Annotated in this window: 18 protein-coding genes; 6 read left to right on the top strand and 12 right to left on the bottom strand. The window is 67.3% G+C overall.

The window, feature by feature from the left end:
• Positions 1–14: 14 nt before the first annotated feature.
• The 6 genes from ABIA65_RS29715 to ABIA65_RS29740 are packed head-to-tail and all read right to left on the bottom strand — an operon-like array spanning position 15 to position 5,855.
• Positions 15–1,703 (bottom strand): cation:proton antiporter, encoded by a 1,689-nt coding sequence (locus tag ABIA65_RS29715; RefSeq protein WP_354525794.1) that lies wholly within the window; start codon positions 1,701–1,703, stop codon positions 15–17.
• A 39-nt stretch (positions 1,704–1,742) separates the two neighbouring features.
• On the bottom strand, positions 1,743–2,537 hold the full coding sequence (locus tag ABIA65_RS29720; protein WP_354525795.1) for an Fpg/Nei family DNA glycosylase: 795 nt from the start codon (positions 2,535–2,537) through the stop codon (positions 1,743–1,745).
• A 3-nt stretch (positions 2,538–2,540) separates the two neighbouring features.
• Complete coding sequence (locus tag ABIA65_RS29725; protein ID WP_241404336.1) at positions 2,541–3,020, bottom strand: ribose-5-phosphate isomerase; 480 nt, start codon at positions 3,018–3,020, stop codon at positions 2,541–2,543.
• 41 nt (positions 3,021–3,061) lie between these two features.
• Positions 3,062–4,021 (bottom strand): isopenicillin N synthase family dioxygenase, encoded by a 960-nt coding sequence (locus tag ABIA65_RS29730; RefSeq protein WP_354525796.1) that lies wholly within the window; start codon positions 4,019–4,021, stop codon positions 3,062–3,064.
• Positions 4,018–4,464, bottom strand: coding sequence for a nucleoside deaminase (locus ABIA65_RS29735; protein ID WP_354525797.1), 447 nt, complete (start codon positions 4,462–4,464; stop codon positions 4,018–4,020). The genes ABIA65_RS29730 and ABIA65_RS29735 overlap by 4 nt, the downstream gene beginning before the upstream one ends.
• Entirely contained in the window at positions 4,461–5,855 is a 1,395-nt protein-coding gene (locus tag ABIA65_RS29740) for a purine-cytosine permease family protein (RefSeq protein ID WP_354525798.1), read from the bottom strand. The genes ABIA65_RS29735 and ABIA65_RS29740 overlap by 4 nt, the downstream gene beginning before the upstream one ends.
• A 151-nt stretch (positions 5,856–6,006) precedes the next feature.
• Here ABIA65_RS29740 and ABIA65_RS29745 point away from each other — a divergent pair, with 151 nt between their 5' ends.
• Positions 6,007–7,572, top strand: a complete 1,566-nt coding sequence (locus ABIA65_RS29745; RefSeq protein WP_354525799.1) for a molybdopterin-dependent oxidoreductase — start codon at positions 6,007–6,009, stop codon at positions 7,570–7,572.
• A gap of 12 nt (positions 7,573–7,584) precedes the next feature.
• On the opposite strand, the gene ABIA65_RS29750 is transcribed toward ABIA65_RS29745, so the two are convergent.
• Entirely contained in the window at positions 7,585–8,193 is a 609-nt protein-coding gene (locus ABIA65_RS29750) for a mycothiol-dependent nitroreductase Rv2466c family protein (protein ID WP_354525800.1), read from the bottom strand.
• 95 nt (positions 8,194–8,288) lie between these two features.
• On the opposite strand from ABIA65_RS29750, the gene pepN reads away from it, so the two are divergent.
• The 3 genes from pepN to ABIA65_RS29765 all read left to right on the top strand — a co-directional run bounded on the left by pepN (position 8,289) and on the right by ABIA65_RS29765 (position 11,724).
• The gene (gene pepN / locus ABIA65_RS29755; RefSeq protein WP_354525801.1) at positions 8,289–10,892 is read left to right on the top strand and encodes an aminopeptidase N; all 2,604 of its coding nucleotides are present in this window, start codon (positions 8,289–8,291) and stop codon (positions 10,890–10,892) included.
• A 92-nt stretch (positions 10,893–10,984) separates the two neighbouring features.
• Entirely contained in the window at positions 10,985–11,341 is a 357-nt protein-coding gene (locus ABIA65_RS29760; protein ID WP_241405573.1) for an HNH endonuclease, read from the top strand.
• 242 nt (positions 11,342–11,583) lie between these two features.
• Positions 11,584–11,724: a hypothetical protein gene (locus tag ABIA65_RS29765; RefSeq protein ID WP_241404329.1), complete on the top strand. Its 141-nt coding sequence runs from the start codon at positions 11,584–11,586 to the stop codon at positions 11,722–11,724.
• A 117-nt stretch (positions 11,725–11,841) separates the two neighbouring features.
• Here ABIA65_RS29765 and ABIA65_RS29770 read toward each other — a convergent pair whose 3' ends face one another.
• From ABIA65_RS29770 to ABIA65_RS29790, 5 genes are all read right to left on the bottom strand, one after another.
• Positions 11,842–12,345 (bottom strand): hypothetical protein, encoded by a 504-nt coding sequence (locus tag ABIA65_RS29770; RefSeq protein WP_354525802.1) that lies wholly within the window; start codon positions 12,343–12,345, stop codon positions 11,842–11,844.
• A complete protein-coding gene (locus tag ABIA65_RS29775; RefSeq protein WP_354525803.1) occupies positions 12,342–13,457 on the bottom strand; it encodes an EspA/EspE family type VII secretion system effector in 1,116 nt (371 codons plus the stop codon). Before ABIA65_RS29775 ends, ABIA65_RS29770 begins: the two co-directional genes overlap by 4 nt.
• 187 nt (positions 13,458–13,644) lie before the next feature.
• The gene (locus tag ABIA65_RS29780) at positions 13,645–14,115 is read right to left on the bottom strand and encodes a DUF5130 domain-containing protein (RefSeq protein WP_354525804.1); all 471 of its coding nucleotides are present in this window, start codon (positions 14,113–14,115) and stop codon (positions 13,645–13,647) included.
• Complete coding sequence (ctaJ, locus tag ABIA65_RS29785; protein WP_463775079.1) at positions 14,102–14,305, bottom strand: aa3-type cytochrome oxidase subunit CtaJ; 204 nt, start codon at positions 14,303–14,305, stop codon at positions 14,102–14,104. The genes ABIA65_RS29780 and ctaJ overlap by 14 nt, the downstream gene beginning before the upstream one ends.
• Before the next feature lie 81 nt (positions 14,306–14,386).
• Entirely contained in the window at positions 14,387–15,028 is a 642-nt protein-coding gene (locus ABIA65_RS29790; RefSeq protein ID WP_241404324.1) for an HNH endonuclease, read from the bottom strand.
• Positions 15,029–15,169: 141 nt separating this feature from the next.
• Here ABIA65_RS29790 and ABIA65_RS29795 point away from each other — a divergent pair, with 141 nt between their 5' ends.
• Positions 15,170–15,565, top strand: coding sequence for a globin (locus tag ABIA65_RS29795; RefSeq protein ID WP_241404323.1), 396 nt, complete (start codon positions 15,170–15,172; stop codon positions 15,563–15,565).
• 21 nt (positions 15,566–15,586) lie between these two features.
• Positions 15,587–17,155: a glycoside hydrolase family 13 protein gene (locus tag ABIA65_RS29800; RefSeq protein WP_354525805.1), complete on the top strand. Its 1,569-nt coding sequence runs from the start codon at positions 15,587–15,589 to the stop codon at positions 17,153–17,155.
• Positions 17,156–17,195: the final 40 nt, after the last annotated feature.

Here is a 17,195-nt window from a genome sequence, read left to right on the forward strand (position 1 = left end):
CCGGTCCCCCGGGTTTAGAGCCGGCTCTCCAGCCTGGCTGACACGCCGGCCTCCTGCAGGTCGAGTCGCTCCAACATGCCGCGGACGGCCTCGTCCTCGATGCGGCCCTCGTCCCGTTCGGCGATCAGCGCGGCGCGCTGCGCCGACAGCACCTCGCGGTACAGCGCCGAGAACACCTCGGCGCGTTTGGTGTGCGCCTCGGGGTCGGGCATCTGGTCGGCGTCCTGCGAATGCCGAGCGATGGTGTTGCCGATGTCGGCGAGCACGTGCGGGTCCATACCCGCAGGCGGGTTTGCACGGAACTGCGCCAGCACTTCCTCAGCGGCGTCGTGCACGGCGCGTTCGGCCTTGAGTTCCTCGCCGCGGTCCGCGGCATGGTCGTCGGAGAAGCGCGACAGGCGGAGCCGGCTGATCAGCGGCGGCAGGGTCCACCCCTGAATCAGCAGCGTGCCGACGCTGACGACGAACGCGATGGCCTGGATGGTGGCCCGCTCGGGGAAGGGTTCACCGCTCGCGGTGGTCACCGGGATGGCGGCAGCCGCGGCCAGGGTGACCACCCCGCGCATGCCCGTCCACGACACGACGACGTTCTCCTGCCACGACAGTGACCGCCGGTCGATCCGGGACCGCCACTTGCCCGGCGGTTTGTCCGCGCGTCGCATTCCCCGCGCGCCGCGTCCGACCGCGGGCGCAGGCACACTGAGCTTGCGTTCGACGTGACTGGAGAGCTTGTTGCGACCGAACATGAGAAGCACCGACAGCGGCCGGATCAGCATTACCAGCACCAGCACGACCAGCGCGGCGACCGCGACTTCCGCCAGCGATTCGTGGGCGTCGCGCAGATCCTCGAGAACGAACCGCAGATGCAGCCCGATGTAGGCGAACACGAAGGCCTCGAGCAGCACGTCGACCGAGTTCCACACGTAGCGCTCCTGCAGCCGGGTCTGATAGCCCGCTGACAGGGTGCCGTTGCCGACCACGAAACCCGCGACCACAACTGCCAGCACGCCGGATGCGTGCAGCTCCTCGGCGGTGATGAACGCCGCGAACGGCACCACCAGACCCTGCACCGTCTCCAACCCCGGATTGGCCAGCCGCTTGCGGATCCACAGCGTGACGAGACCGAGCACCGCACCCACGACCGGCCCCAGCACGGCACTGTAGGTGAACAGCAGGAACGGATTCTCGATGAACGTGTGGGTTCCCGCGACCTGCGCGACGGCGATCGAGAACAGCGTAAGGGCGGCGGCGTCGTTGATGAGGCTCTCGCCGGTGAGGATCGCCATCACCTTCTTGGGCAGCCCGAGCTTGCGGCCAACGGCGACCGCCGTGACGGCATCGGGCGGGGCCACGATCGCGCCGAGGACCAGTGCCGTCCCGAACGTCAACGGCACGACCACCAGCCACGAGGCCACCGCCGCGACGGTGAACGCGGTTACCACGACCAGACCCACACCCAGCCCGAGGATGGGCCTGATGTTGCGCAGGAACGTCGGGAACGAGAAGTTCAGCGCCGCCGAGTAGAGCAGCGGGGGCAACACGACCGTCAGCAGGATGTGCGAGTCCAGCTCGGGTGCCTCGAAGTCCGGCAGGAACGACACCGCGCCGCCGATCATGACGATGATCAACGCGGGTTCCAGCCCCCGCCGGTGTGCGACAGCGGTGACCGCGATGGCGCCTACGACGACGAGGATGAGTTCCACGCGTTGATTCTCCCGTCAATCAGCAGGCGGCGCGCGGCGTCAGATCTGGCAGGTCGGACACCAGAAGAGGTTGCGGCCGTCCATGACCTCGGTGCGGATCGTGTCACCGCACACCCGGCATGCCTCGCCGGCCCGTCGGTACACATACGTGCGTGGACGGCCCTCCCGATAGGACGGCGCGCCCTTGTCGTCGGGGCGTCGGATCGTGACGATCTTGCCGCCGCTCACGCCGACCTTCATTAACGCGACGAGGTCGGTCCAGGCGGCGTCGAACTCCTCGAGGCCGATGTTCGTGCCCGGCCGATGCGGATCGATGAGGTGGCGATACAACAACTCGCAGCGGTACACGTTGCCCACGCCTGCGATCACCGCCTGATCCATCAACAGCGCACCGATCGGTCTGCGCGACTTGCTGATTCGCGCCCATGCCGGTCCCGGGTCGGGGTTGCGCCCCAGCGGGTCGGGCCCCAGCCTCGCGATGATGTCGTCGACCTCGGTACGGCTGATGACCTCACACGCGGTCGGCCCACGCAGGTCGGTGCCGTACTCCGCGCCGAGCATCCGCATCCGGACCTGGCCGACGGGTGCGGGCATGGGAATGGGGTGCTCGGTGAACGTCCCGTACAGCCCGAGATGCACGTGCACCACCGCACCGCCGTCGTAGTGGTGGAAGAGGTGCTTGCCGTGGGCAGCGGACCTGCGCAGCACCTTGCCGCTGATCGCCGCCGCGGATTCGGTGAAGCGCCCCTGCGGGCTGGTCACGACGACAGGAGCGCGACCGAACCGCTTCTGGTGCAGCCGTGCCAGGCGGTGCAGGGTGTGCCCTTCGGGCACGGGTTACGCCGAGGCGTCGGGCACGGGAGGCGCGTCGTGCGTCAACTCGTAGGCCTCGATGATGTCGACCCGACGCTGGTGGCGCGGTTCCTCCGACCACGGCGTCGACAGGAACGCGTCGACGATCTCGAGCGCCTCGGCCTCGGTGTGCATGCGGCCACCGATGCCGATCAGCTGCGCCTTGTTGTGCTGGCGCGCAAGCGATGCCGTCTCGGTACTCCAGGCCAGCGCACAGCGGGCGCCGGGCACCTTGTTGGCCGCGATCTGCTCGCCGTTGCCCGACCCACCGAGCACGATCCCCAGGCTGCCGGGGTCGGCGACGGTCCGGACCGCCGTGGCGATGCAGAACGCCGGGTAGTCGTCCTGCGCGTCATAGGTGTGGGCGCCGCAGTCGACGGGCTCATGACCACCGGCCTTGAGATGCTCGATGATCGCCTGCTTGAGTTCGTAACCGGCGTGGTCAGCACCGAGGTAGACGCGCATGGTCGATACCCTACTTCTTGCCGCCGGGTCGCTCGCAATGCTCAGGCCACGGTGATGGCGTCGAGCCGCTCCTTGATGAAGTCGGCCGTCGTCACCGGCGACAGCCCCGAGACCCGCCCGACCGGCGGCTCCAGCGGAGTCACGAGCGCGTCGTGGTTGGCCTCGTAGAAGTAGACGAGCGACACCAGGTCCTCCTCCGGGGCATGCGGTTGCGGTGGCAGCACCCGATGTCGGCCCGACGGCCAGCGCCGCCCGCTCCAGTGCTCCAGCAGGTCGCCGATGTTGACCGTCAGCGCGCCCGGCTGCCACGGGGCGTCCTCCCAGCCCGCCTCCTCGGAGTAGACCTGAAGACCGCCTGCTCCCGGCTCACGGTCGAGCACCGTCACCGTGCCGAAATCGGTGTGCGGGCCGATCCGGAACTGCCCCGGCTCGGGTTCGCCGACCACACTCACCGGCGGGTAGTGGTTGATGTTCATCGTCCAGGTGGGGCGGCTCGCCAGTGCGGTGAAGGGGTTCTCGGACAGTCCCAGTGCCCGCGCGAACAGGGCCAGCAGATGATCGGACATCGTGCGCATCGCCGCGGTGTACTCCTCGACGAGGGTCCGCAGCTGCGGCACCTCGGCCGGCCAGACGTTGGGCGCGAACCAGATTCGGTCCACCTCCGGATCGCCGGTGGCCGTTTCGGCACCCAGGCTGAAGCTCTCCTTGAGGTCCGGCGGGGTCTCGGTTCCCTCGGCGTAGGCGTTCGCCTCGGCACCCGGGCCGATCCAGCCGTGCCCGCCGACGGGCACCGAGTAGCGCTGTTTGACCTCATCGGGCCGCGCGAAGAACTCCCGGCTCGCCGCTCGCACGCGCGCCGCCAGGTCCGCGTCCACACCGTGCCCGGTGACCACGATGAACCCCGCCCGCTGCAGCCCCTCGTCCACCTCGGCGGCCAGCGCGTCGGCCTCGGCGCCACCGGCGTACCAACGCGACATGTCCACTGTCGCAATCGCACTCACTCTGCTACCCCTATGTCCTCGTTCCACAGTTCCGGCCGGTCCGCGATGAACTCCTCCATCATGTTCACGCAGCGCTGGTCATCGAGCACCGTGATGCTGACCCCGTTCTCGGCCAGCCAGTCATGTCCACCGGTGAACGTCTTGGACTCCCCGATCACCACGGCCCCGATGTTGAACTGCCGCACCAGCCCGCTGCAGTACCAACACGGCGAGAGCGTCGTCACCATCACCGTCGAGCGGTAGTCGCGCTGGCGGCCCGCGTTGCGAAACGCATCGGTCTCACCGTGCACGGAGGGGTCGTCGTTCTGGACCCGCCGGTTGTGGCCGCTGCCCAGCAGCACGCCGTCGTCGCGGAACAAGGCAGCGCCGATCGGAATCCCGCCCTCCGCAAGCCCCTTTCGGGCTTCGGCGACGGCAACCTCAAGCATTTCCTCCGGTGTCACAAGGCAACTCGTTCCGCTTCGATCTTGGCTCGGCAGAACACAAGGTAGCAGCCGGCGGCAAGCACGAAACCGACGAAGAAGGTGATGTCCCCCAGTTCCGGTACGGCTCGCACGATGTAGCCGACGAACCTCTCCTGATTGCAGAACAGCAGCACCGAGACCACCAGGCCGATCAGGAACGACGCCAGGCCCGGCCAGTTGGTGTAGCTGCGGTCATACAGGAAGCCGTCGATCCGGTGGCCGCGGCGCAGATACTGGTCGGCGAAAACCACACCAAGCCATGGCCCGATCCAGTACGCGATGAGCAGCAGGAACGCCTCGTAGCTGGCAGCGGCGTCGGCCAGCGCCCACCAGGCGATCAGGAAGCCGGCGACCCCGAAGAACACCGTGGCCAGCGCGCGGGCGATATGCGCGGGCAGCTTGACCCCGGTGGTGACGAACGCCATCGCACCCGAGTAGACGTTGATGGCGTTGGCCGCGATGGCTCCGATCGCGATGGCCAACAGCGTGGCGCTGGCGAGCCAGCCGGGCAGCGAACCGGTGAACGCGTCGGTCGGGTTGTCGGATCCGGCCGTCGCGATGGTCACCGAGGCCGCACCGACGATCGCGAGGACGGTGCACGCCAGGAACAGGCCGGCGGATCCGAAAACGCCAGTGCGGAGCGGCGATACGGTGCGCGGCAGATAGCGGCTGAAGTCGGCCGCGTAGGGCGCCCACCCGGCAACATAGCCGAAGGTCGTTCCCACGGTCAGCAGAAAACCACCCATCCCGCCGACGCCGCCGTCGACGGCAGGCGCACCGAGGTCGGCCTTGGTCAGGATGACCACCGAGGCGATTGCGAAGATCACCGCGAGCACAGGGAAGGCCAGGCGCTCGAACGCCTGCACCAGGTTGTGTCCGAAGAAGGCCAGCGCGGTCTGGACGACAACCACCACCACCAGCGCCAGCAGCGGGCCGACGCCGAACAGCGTCGAGAGCGCGAACGCACCGCTGACGCTATTGGTCGCGAACCAGCCCACTCCGGCGGTGATCGACATCAGCGTGGACGGCACGGCGTTGCCCTTGAAACCGAACGCCAGACGTCCGAGCACCATCTGGGGCACGCCGTGCACCGGACCGCGGGCGGACAGGACAGAGTGCGCCAGTGTGCCCAGGCCTGCGCCCACCACTATGCCGGCGACGGCCTGCCAGAACGTCATGCCGTAGTAGGCCACCGCGAGCACGCCCAGGAAGATCGTGGCGAACTCAAGGTTGGGTGACGCCCAGGTCCACAGCAGCTGGCTGGGGCGCCCGTGCCGGTCGGCATCGGCAATGAATTCGTTGCCGCCGGGTTCGACCGCGACGATGCGGTCCCCGTAGGTGCCGTCGGTAGTGGGTTCAGCCGCTGTCATGCGAGCACTTTGACGTGCTCGACAGATACTTGCAACCGGAACGACCAAGTTCGGATCAGACGACTTATCCTCACCTTCACGCGCCGGGCGACGTCAGCGTTGCGTCACGACACCGATCCATCCCGCGCCGCCGTGGCGCCGAATCACCGTCATGACGAAGACCCGCGTCCCCATCGTCCGGGCCGCCCCCACCGGGCTCATCGCGGTGCTCGCCGCGCTGGGCGTCGGGCATCTGGTCGCCGGTCTCCTGCTGCTGCCCACCGCGTCGCCGTTTCTGGCCGTGGGCGACGCGGTCATCGACCGCACACCCGCCCCGGTCAAGGACTTCGCCATCAGGTCCTTCGGCACCAACGACAAACCCGCCCTCCTGGTCGGTATGGCCATCGCCCTCGCCGTCATCGGCTTGGTGATCGGGCTGATCTCGCGGCGCAGTGTGGTGCCCGGTGTGGTGGCGATCGTCGTCCTCGGGGTGCTCGGGACGCTGGCCGTGCGCGAGCAGTCCGGGGGCGGTCCCGGCCTGCTCGCTCCGCTGGCCGCCGCCGTCGCGGGGGTGGCGGTGCTGTGGTGGTTGCGCGGACGTGCGCTGCCGCGGGATCCCGTACCGGCGCCGACACCCGGCGCGGGTCTGGGACGGCGACGCTTCGTGGTGGGCGCGGTTACTGCCTCGGCGGGCGCGGTGCTGGCCGGCGCGGGCGGGTTCGGGCTGGCTCGACGGATCGACGTGGCCGCGTCGCGACGCGCGGTCGGTGCGCTTGTCCCCACGATCCCTGCGCCGCCTATTCCGGCGGGGGCGGCGTTCCCCGAACTCGGGACGCCGAGCTTCATCACCCCGATCGCCGACTTCTACCGGATCGACATCAACCTCGCCGTGCCGCAGCTGCGCGCCGAGGATGCCGCGCTGCGCATCACCGGCATGGTCGAGCGGCCGCTCGAGTTCAGCTTCAACGACATCCGGTCCATGCCGCTGGTGGAGCGGACCATCACCATGACCTGTGTGTCGAATGAGGTTGGTGGGCCGTATGTCTCGACCGCGAACTTCATCGGCGTGCCGTTGCTGGACCTACTCGCACGGGCCGGTGTTCGCGACGACGCCCAGCAGGTCGTCGGACACTCCGTGGACGGATTCACCCTCGGCACACCGTTGGAGCTGCTGCGCAACGCCGGCAGGGAGGCGATGGTGGCGATTGGGATGAATCGCGAGGCATTGCTGCCCGAGCACGGCTTCCCGATGCGCACCGTGGTGCCCGGCCTCTACGGGTACGTCTCAGCCACCAAGTGGCTCACCGAACTCGAACTCGCCACCTTCGACGTCAAACCGTATTGGGTCAGACGCGGGTGGGACGGCGAGCCGCCGGGCGTCGCCCCCATCAAGATCTCGTCGCGGATCGACGCGCCGACATCGTTCCAACGCGTGCAGGGCGGGGACGTGACGGTCGCGGGCACCGCCTGGGCGCAGGGCCGCGGCATCAGTGGTGTCGAACTGCGCTTCGACACCGGCGACTGGCAGCCCGCCGATCTGGCACCCGAGGTGAACCCGTTCACGTGGCGCATGTTCCGGCTCACGACGGCGCTGCCGCCCGGTCAGCACACCGTGACCTGCCGCGCCACCGACGGCACCGGTCGGCTGCAGGCCGAGGAGAGGCTGCGGCTGATTAATCCGGGCCCGGTCCCCGACGGCTCAACGGGCTGGCACTCGATGATCTTCACCGTCGAGTGAGAATCACCCAGGTCAGTCGAACTCAGGTGCCTCGGTGCGCGAGCGCTTGAGCTCCCAGAAATGCGGGTAGGCCGCGAAGATCACCGACGCGTCCCACAGCTTGCCTGCCTCCTCGCCGCGAGGTATCCGCGACAGCACCGGCCCGAAGAACGCGACACCGTTGACGTGGATGGTCGGCGTGCCGACGTCGTCGCCGACGGCGTCCATACCCTCGTGGTGGCTCTTGCGCAGTGCCTCGTCGAACTTGTCCGACGTCGCCGCCTCGGCCAGCTCGGCCGGCAGGCCCACCTCTTCGAGCGAGCCACTGATCACGTCGTCGAAGTCCTTGTTGCCCTCGTTGTGAATTCTGGTGCCCATCGCGGTGTACAGCGGACGCAGGATCTCGTTGCCCTTGGCCTGCTCGGCGGCGATCGCCACGCGCACCGGACCCCACGCCGTCTTCATCGCCTCCTGGTACTCCTCGGGCAGATCGCGTCCCTCGTTGAGCACGGCCAAGCTCATAACGTGGAACTCCACGTCGATGTCCCGGACCTTCTCCACCTCCAGAATCCAGCGGGAGGTGATCCAGCACCACGGGCACAGCGGGTCGAACCAGAAACCGGCGACATCCTTCTTGGCCATCAGACGCAATCCTCTCGAGACGTGGACAGAACTCAGTTCAGCACAACCGTGCGTGTCCACGCCGTGTTCCCGACCTCCGTCTAGTGTTGTTCGACGTGGCACTTCCCAATCTGACCCGCGACCAGGCCGCCGAGCGCGCCGCCCTCATCACCGTCGATGCCTATCGCATCGTCCTGGATCTCACGGACGGCTCCGGAGGGCCCAGCGACCGCACCTTCCGCTCGACCACCACCGTCGAGTTCAGTGCGCTCGCCGGGGCGGACACCGTCATCGACATCGCCGCCGCAGCCGTGCACGGCGCGACGCTCAACGGTGTGGACATCGACGTCTCCGGCTACGACGAGTCCACCGGCATCCCGCTGGTCGGTCTTGCCGAGCACAACGTCGTTGTGGTTGACGCCGACTGCCTGTACTCCAACACCGGCGAGGGACTGCACCGCTTCGTCGACCCCGTCGACGACGAGGTGTACCTGTACTCGCAGTTCGAGACCGCGGACGCCAAGCGCATGTTCGCCTGCTTCGACCAGCCCGACCTCAAGGCGACCTTCGACGTCAGCGTGACGGCCCCGGCGCACTGGCAGGTGATCTCCAACGGCGCGACGGTCTCTGCCGGAGCCGCTCCGGCGGCGACATCAGGCTCCGACGGCGGTTCGCACACCTTCGTCACCACGCCGCGGATGAGCACCTACCTGGTGGCGCTCATCGCCGGTCCCTACGCGCGGTGGGACGACGTCTACTCCGATGCGCACGGCGATATTCCGCTGGGCATCTACTGCCGCGCCTCGCTCTCGGAGTTCATGGACGCCGAGCGGCTGTTCACCGAGACCAAGCAGGGGTTCGGCTTCTATCATGAGAACTTCGGCGTCCCTTATGCATTCGGCAAGTACGACCAGCTCTTCGTGCCCGAGTTCAACGCGGGCGCCATGGAGAACGCCGGGGCCGTGACATTCCTGGAGGACTACGTCTTCCGGAGCAAGGTGACCCGCTACAGCTACGAACGCCGCTCCGAGACGGTGCTGCACGAGATGGCGCACATGTGGTTCGGCGACCTGGTCACGATGACCTGGTGGGATGACCTGTGGCTCAATGAGTCCTTCGCGACGTTCGCATCCGTGCTGTGCCAGGCCGAGGCCACCGAGTACAAGCAGGCGTGGACCACGTTCGCCAACGTGGAGAAGTCGTGGGCCTACCGGCAGGACCAGTTGCCGTCGACCCACCCCGTCGCCGCCGACATCCCCGACCTGGCCGCGGTCGAGGTGAACTTCGACGGCATCACCTACGCCAAGGGCGCAAGCGTGCTCAAACAACTGGTGGCCTATGTCGGGCTCGAGGCGTTCCTAGCCGGTCTGCGCGACTACTTCCGCGACCACGCCTTCGCCAACGCCACATTCGCCGATCTGCTTGGCGCACTGGAGAAGTCGTCCGGACGCGACCTCAGCGACTGGGGCCAGCAGTGGCTCAAGACCACCGGACTGAACACGCTGCGCGCCGACTTCGACGTCGACGAGGCGGGGAAGTTCACCCGGTTTGCGATCAACCAGAGCGGTGCAGCACCGGGCGCGGGCGAGACCCGCGTACACCGGCTGGCCGTCGGAATCTACGACGATGACGGTTCGGGCCAGCTGGTGCGCACCCACCGCGAGGAACTCGACGTCGAGGGCGACACCACCGAGGTCCCTGCGCTGCACGGTGCTTCTCGCGGCAAGCTGATCCTTGTCAATGACGACGACCTGACCTACTGCTCGTTGCGTCTTGACCCCAAGTCGCTCGACACGGTGCTCAACCGGGTCGCCGACATCGCCGACTCACTCCCCCGCACGTTGGCGTGGTCCGCGGCATGGGAGATGACACGCGAGGCCGAGATGAAGGCCCGCGATTTCGTGGTACTCGTGATGGGCGGCGTGCACGCCGAGACCGAAGTCGGGGTCGCCCAACGGCTGCTGCTGCAGGCGCAGACCGCGCTCAGCGCGTACGCCGACCCGCAGTGGGCACGCTCCAACGGCTGGCCCGCGTTCGGCGATCGACTGCTGGATCTGGCGCGCGAGTCGGCACCCGGTTCCGATCACCAGCTGGCGTTCGTGAACGCGCTGTGCACGTCAGTGCTGTCGCGCAATCATGTCGCCGTCCTGGCGACGCTGTTGGACAACGAGCCGGCCGCGGTCAACCTGCCGGGCCTGGTGCTCGACACCGACCTACGGTGGCGGATCGTCACCGCATTGGCGGCCAGCGGCGATATCGACGCAGACGGTCCCGAGACGCCGTTCATCGACGCCGAGGCCCAGCGTGATCCGACGGCGGCGGGCAAGCGCAACGCCGCCGCGGCGTCGGCGGCCCGTCCGCAGGCCGCGGTCAAGGAGGCCGCCTGGCAGGAGGTGATCGAGGACGACACGATCGCCAACATCACCACCCGGTCGATCGTCACCGGCTTCGTCCAGCCAGGGCAGGCCGAACTGCTGGCACCCTTCTCGGCCAAGTACTTCGCCGCGATCTCGGGGGTGTGGGAACGGCGGTCCAGCGAGGTCGCCCAGACCGTGGTGATCGGGCTTTACCCGTCCTCCGACATCAGCCAGGCGGGTCTGGATGCGGCCGACGCGTTCCTGGCCGACGACGACGTGCCGCCCGCGCTGCGGCGGCTCGTGGTCGAGGGTCGCGCAGGAGTCGAGCGGGCACTGCGGGCGCGACGGTTCGACGCCTCGTAACCCTCCCCCTTTTCCCGCGAGCGTGCGCGTCTGAGGCCGACACGCCGGTGTCCTATCCGAGTTCACGCACGCTCGCGCCGGATGATCTACCCGTGGCCGCACCCAACAGTCGCAGGGCACGCGCTGCCAAAAGACGCAAGCGACGCGTCGCCGCCGTCGTCAACGACCTCACCCCCGCCGAATGGGCGGCGATCAAGGCCGCCTGGAACGGGTGCGCCTACTGCGGCGCGGCCGACAAGCCCCTGCAGCGGGACTGCGTCATGGCAATCTCGCGCGGCGGGCGCTACACCATCGACAATGTGGTGCCGGCCTGTGCCGCGTGCAATGCCAGCAAGTGCAATGACGAGGTGACGGGATGGCTGCGCCGCAAGCGGCTCGATGAGCGCACCTTCCTTGAGCGCTACGTGCGGATCCGCGCGGACCTCTCGGCGCAGTCCTCAACGGGCTGACCCGCTAGCACTGATCCGCCAGCAAACAATTCCGACACCCATTTGGTCATCGCCCGAGGCGACTGACGACTCCGTCGTATCACGGTGACCAACCGCCGGTGAGCCCAAGATCACACGTCAGAGCTTGATTTACACAGCGTTAACACGGACCATGGAGTAGTCCGCCGACCGAGCGATCCTCATGTCGGCGGGCACACAGCAACCAAGTCTCTGTGACCCAGAGCACAACGTAGGAGTGGTACATGTCCATTGCGAAGTTTCGCTCAGACCTGAAGCGCACGATGAGTCGTCGCCGGTTGTACGCGCGCATCAACGCCCTGCCCCAGTCGACGGTTCGCGAAGAGCTGCTGGCGATCGCCCAGAGGCAAGACGCGGCGCAGTAGCACAGCGACAACAAAGAGCCGGTGATCCGCGGGGATCACCGGCTTTCGTCGTTTAGGGACGGCGCGGCAAACGCCTCGACGAACGGAGCGAGCTCAAGCTTCCGAGCGGACGTCCCGTCAGGACTTTTCAGATGGCATATTCGGGCATAGCTCGACGAGGACGATTGAAGCGTCGTTGGCCTTCGTCGCCGCGCGGATGAAATCTGACTCGACGTTCGGCGCGGGAGGCGTCCCGGGCTCTCGCTCGGCGACGTCTCGCTGTGTCTGCGCGAACAATGCCGCCCCGTCTGCCCACGTCTGGAGTTGATTCTTGATCTCTTGCGAAGAAGCCGAACCCGACGCTTTGCGCAGTGTCTCAGCCATTGTCGCTTCATACTCAGCAGCGGCCAGATAGTCACTAGACTCACCGGCACCTTGTTCCAGCACTTGGCGAACCGCCGCCTCCATCGCGTACCACTGGTGACCGACGTCTTCGACCAAAGCACAATCCGCTTGTGATACCGATGACGACGAGTCGTCCCGGGTCGCCCATATGGCAACGGCCACGCCACCACCGATGAGCACCGCGACGACAGACACCAGCACGATCCAACGCACGCGCCGTGACACGTCAATCGTCATCCCGCCGACACCGCCGGCCGCTTCGGATCAAGCATGACTTGCCCGCCGAACGGGTTTGGCACGTAAAGAGGTAACCGCGGGTTGTCCACCTGAATCGCGTAGATGTCCTTGATGTCGATCGGTTGCCAACGGTCGAGTCCCGTCGGAGGCATCGAGATATTGCCGACGAGCTGGCGTAGGTGCTCGGCCTCGAAGTTGTAGTCGACCCATTGTGCCTGGTGCCACATTCCATCCCGTTGGACCCATTGAACGTGATCGGGGGCGCCATTGAACGTCTCCCCGGTCACCCTGAATTTGTACGCCTCTTTAAGCACGAGTGGAGGTTTCACCCCCCATCCGTTTGGCGAAGGTGCCACGACGTCTTGAAGACCGGACGGTCCACCTGCGATGGGCGGGTGGAGGTCTTTGCTCCACGGCGAAGGCGGTGCGATCGGGCCCATCGGTGGACCCCCGTTCGGTCCTGGAGGGTACCCCTGACCCAAATCCCAACGGCCGCCACCAGGCGCCGAGTCAGATGGAGGCGGCGGCTCCCAGGGATACCGCCACGGCTCCTCCTTGTCTCCCACCAGCATCTGGGGTCCGTCGTCGGGATCCTTGCCCTCCCCCAGCTTGAGATCGCCGCCGAGCATCCGGTATTCGCCGTCGAGACCGCGGATCCGGCGCGCGATGGCGTTCGACTCGGCATTGGACCGCTGCAGAATCTCGGCGATCTCGCCTGATCCCTTGCTGACGATCGGCATGAGCATGCGCTGTCCCTGAGCCGAATTCAGGTTGGGAATCGACGCCGCTGCGTTCTGCACCCACTGCCGCACCGTTTCGAGGTCTCTGCGACCTGCGGAGACCACGCTGGCGGATCTGTCCACCTCGGCGCGCAGCCGTTGGTCGAGGTTCGCCATCTCGCCGAGTACGTGAGCCTGCTTGTCATTGGCGGTCGAATAGGAATCCGCTGCCGAACCCGACCATTGAGAGCTCGGCTTGGCTCCTACCAGGTTCGACTGCAGCTGCCGCAACGTCGGGCTCGCGTCGAAGGACTCCCCGCCCCATGGCGTTCCCTCTCCGAAAGTGGACCGCGCGTTCGACCATGTCCTGTAGAACCCGTCGAGCGCACCCACCAGAACGTCCTCCCCGCCGCAGCGAACGCCCTAAGTCTATTGCCCAGTGGCGGGCCAACCCGGCGCAAATTTCCGCGCTGCGGCGATCGAGCGCCACCGACGTGCGATATGCGCAGGACAGCGTCCACACCCCAGAGCGGGGACGGTGACGGGCGAAGTCTTCGAGGGTGTAGCGCCCGAGGACAGGTCAGACAGGCGAGACGGCGGCCGACAACACGCGGACGGCGCTGATCAGGCCGTCCATCAGGTTGCCTTCCTTGAAGGACGCGGCTGCCGCGGAGACGCCCAGCGGTGCAGCCTCCTCGATACCGCGGCCCTTCACCTCGGAGCCGTAGACGACCTCGATGGCCCTCTGATTCGGCGACACGGCGAGCAGCACGGCATTGCCGGGCGTCGGCACCGTGGCCAGGATGTCACGCGCCGTGGCCGCCGGGTCGGCGCCGAGATCGCCGAGGTACACCGCGAAGCGGGCCTTGGCCGCGCGTGAGCCGTACTTCAACGCATCGTCGAGGACAACCAGGTCCTTTGTCGGGAACGGGTAGTGCACCGACAGCTCACCGGGCTCGGTGACGCCGGAGATCCGCCCGCTCGACGTGTGCGCGAATCCGTACGGCAGAACGGCGGAGTCGACGGTCTTGACGATTTCACCACTTACCACTTGCGCCACCTCCCACAGTCAGGTGCGAACCGTGGCCGCCATGGCCGTGATCCGCGGGTTCGTCGGCCGCCCAGAGGATTGGCTCGTGCGTCCACTCCTCGGACAACTTGTACGTCGCTGGATGGGGCCCCTTGCGGCGATAGATTATGGCCACCAAGACCAGCAAAATCACCAGCGGGATGCCGCCCATCAGGGAATGGGCCAAGGCTGTGCTCACGACGCAAACCGTATCAGCAGAGCTCGAGCGCTTGCACGAAGAGCGGGCTGCCCGTCATGCCGCGCCCTCTCCCAAGTACCGCATCCAGGCCGGGTCGAGTTCCTTGACCGAGGACAGCAGCCGCCAGTGCTGGCCTTTGGGGGGCAGCGGCGCCGAGCGAAGCGTCCAGCCGAGCTCGGTGAGCAGGTGGTCGGCCTTGCGGTGGTTGCACGTCGCGCATGCGGCGACGCAGTTCTCCCAAGAGTGTTCTCCGCCGCGGCTGCGGGGTACGACGTGGTCCACGGTGTCGGCCTTGAGCCCGCAGTAGGCGCACCGGAACCGGTCGCGATGCATCAGGGCTGCACGTGTCATCGGAACCCTGGCCCGGTAGGGCACCCGCACGAAGGTCCGCAGCCTGATCACCGAGGGCACCACGATGGTGCGAGTGGCGGAGTGGATGACCGGTCCGTTGGGGTCATCGTGCACGACGTCGGCCTTGCCGCACATCAGCATGATGACCGCACGCCGCATCGACAGTGCCGTCAACGGTTCGTAGGTGGAGTTCAGCAGGAGGACGCGTCGGCGCCCCCAGATCGACGTCGAGTTGCCGGCTCCGCAGGTCTCCACACCATGCAGGACTGGAGCAGCCGACAGCCCGCCCGTTACCCCCGCGGTCCCGTGATGCCGGTGGCCGCGGCTCTTGGTTCGCTGCGACATACGCCCTCCGAGGAAACAGTCCACCATGGATCCGAGCTATCCGCACGACAATTCTCGTCGTGTTCGCAGGTCAGTCCGATGAACAGCCGGTGACACCGACGGGTCTGCGAGCGCCGCCGCGGCTCGGGAGACAATGGAGTGGTGACTGACGATCCCCGCTCGTTCTATGACGAGGTCGGTGGCGCCGATACGTTCCGCACCCTGGTGTCGCGGTTCTATGCGCTGGTGCGCGAGGACGAGATCCTGCGTCCGCTCTACCCCGAGGATGATCTGGACGGCGCCGAGGAGCGTCTGCGGATGTTCCTCGAGCAGTACTGGGGCGGCCCACGCACGTACTCCGAGCAGCGGGGCCATCCGCGTCTGCGGATGCGGCACGCGCCGTTTCGGATCGGCTTCCTCGAACGTGACGCGTGGCTGCGCTGCATGCACACCGCCGTCGCCGAGATCGACGCACAGACCCTGGACGACGACCATCGCCGCGCCCTCGTGAACTACCTCGTGATGGCCGCGGATTCGATGGTCAACTCGTCGTTCTGACTTCGGGCAGGATGAGTGGGCGTGACCGACTCCCAGCAGACCTGGTGGTCCCGCGCCGTCTTCTACCAGGCGTATCCCCGCTCGTTCCGGGACAGCAATGGTGACGGCGTAGGCGACCTCGACGGGATCACCGGAGAACTCGACTACCTGGCGGGCCTCGGCGTCGACGCGCTGTGGCTCAACCCCGTGATGGTCTCCCCCATGGCCGACCACGGTTACGACGTCGCCGACCCCCGTGACGTCGACCCGCTGTTCGGCAGCCTTGACGCACTCGACCGGCTCGTCGAGGCCGCGCACGCACGCGGCATCAAGGTGACGATGGACCTGGTGCCCAACCACACCAGTTCCCAGCATCCGTGGTTCCAGGCCGCGCTGGCGGCCGGTCCGGGCAGCACGCAGCGCAACCGGTACGTGTTCCGCGACGGTCGGGGCGACGGTGGGCTTCACCCGCCCAACAACTGGGTGTCGGTGTTCGGCGGGCCCGCCTGGACCCGTGTCACAGAGTCCGATGGCAACCCGGGCCAGTGGTACCTGCACCTGTTCGACGCCGAGCAGCCCGACCTGAACTGGGACAACCCCGAGGTGTTCGACGACCTCGAGAAGACGCTGCGGTTCTGGCTGGAACGCGGTGTCGACGGCTTCCGCATCGACGTCGCGCATGGCATGTCCAAACCGCCCGGCCTGCCCGACATGCGCGTGCCGGATCTGACGATGCTCAGCCACGACGAGGACGATCCGCGCTTCAACCATGACGGCGTGCACGACATCCACCGCAGCATTCGAACGGTGCTCAACGATCATCCCGACGCCGTGACGATCGGTGAGATCTGGGTGTTCAAGAACGAGGACTTCGCCAAGTACCTGCGGCCCGACGAATTGCACCTGGGGTTCAACTTCCGCCTGGTGCGCGCCGAGTTCGATGCCGATGAGGTGCGCGAAGCCATCGAGAACTCCTTGGCTGCAGCTGATCTCGCGGGTTCACCGCCCACCTGGACGTTGTCCAACCACGATGTCGAGCGAGAGGTCAGCCGTTACGGCGGCGGACCGATGGGCCTGGCTCGGGCGCGGGCGATGGCGTTGGTGATGCTGGCGCTACCCGGAGCGGTGTTCGTCTACAACGGCGAGGAACTCGGCTTGCCCAACGTCGACCTGCCCGACGACGTGCTGCAGGACCCGGTGTGGGAGCGCTCGGGTCACGAGGAGCGCGGCCGCGACAGCTGCCGCGTGCCGATGCCGTGGTCGGGCGACACTCCGCCGTTCGGCTTCTCCAGCACCGCCGACACCTGGCTGCCGATGCCGGCCGACTGGTCGACGCTGACCGTCGAGGCGCAGGACGGTGACCCCGACTCGACGCTGACGTTGTTCCGCAATGCCATCGAACTGCGCCACGGGCGTGGGGAACTCGGCTCGAACGTCGAATGGCTCGACATGCCACACGGCGTGCTGGCCTTCCGCGGCACCGACGGCCTGACATGCGTGCTGAACACCCGCAGCGACCCGGTGGCTGTGCCAGCCGGTGAGTTACTCATCGCGAGTGCGCCGCTTGTCGACGGCGCACTGGCACCCGCCGCCGCCGCGTGGTTCCGCTAGTTCGTGATTTCGGCGCGCTTTGGAGCGGTCAGCGCTCCGA

This window comes from Mycolicibacterium sp. 624, from assembly GCF_040548615.1.
Lineage (GTDB): Bacteria > Actinomycetota > Actinomycetes > Mycobacteriales > Mycobacteriaceae > Mycobacterium.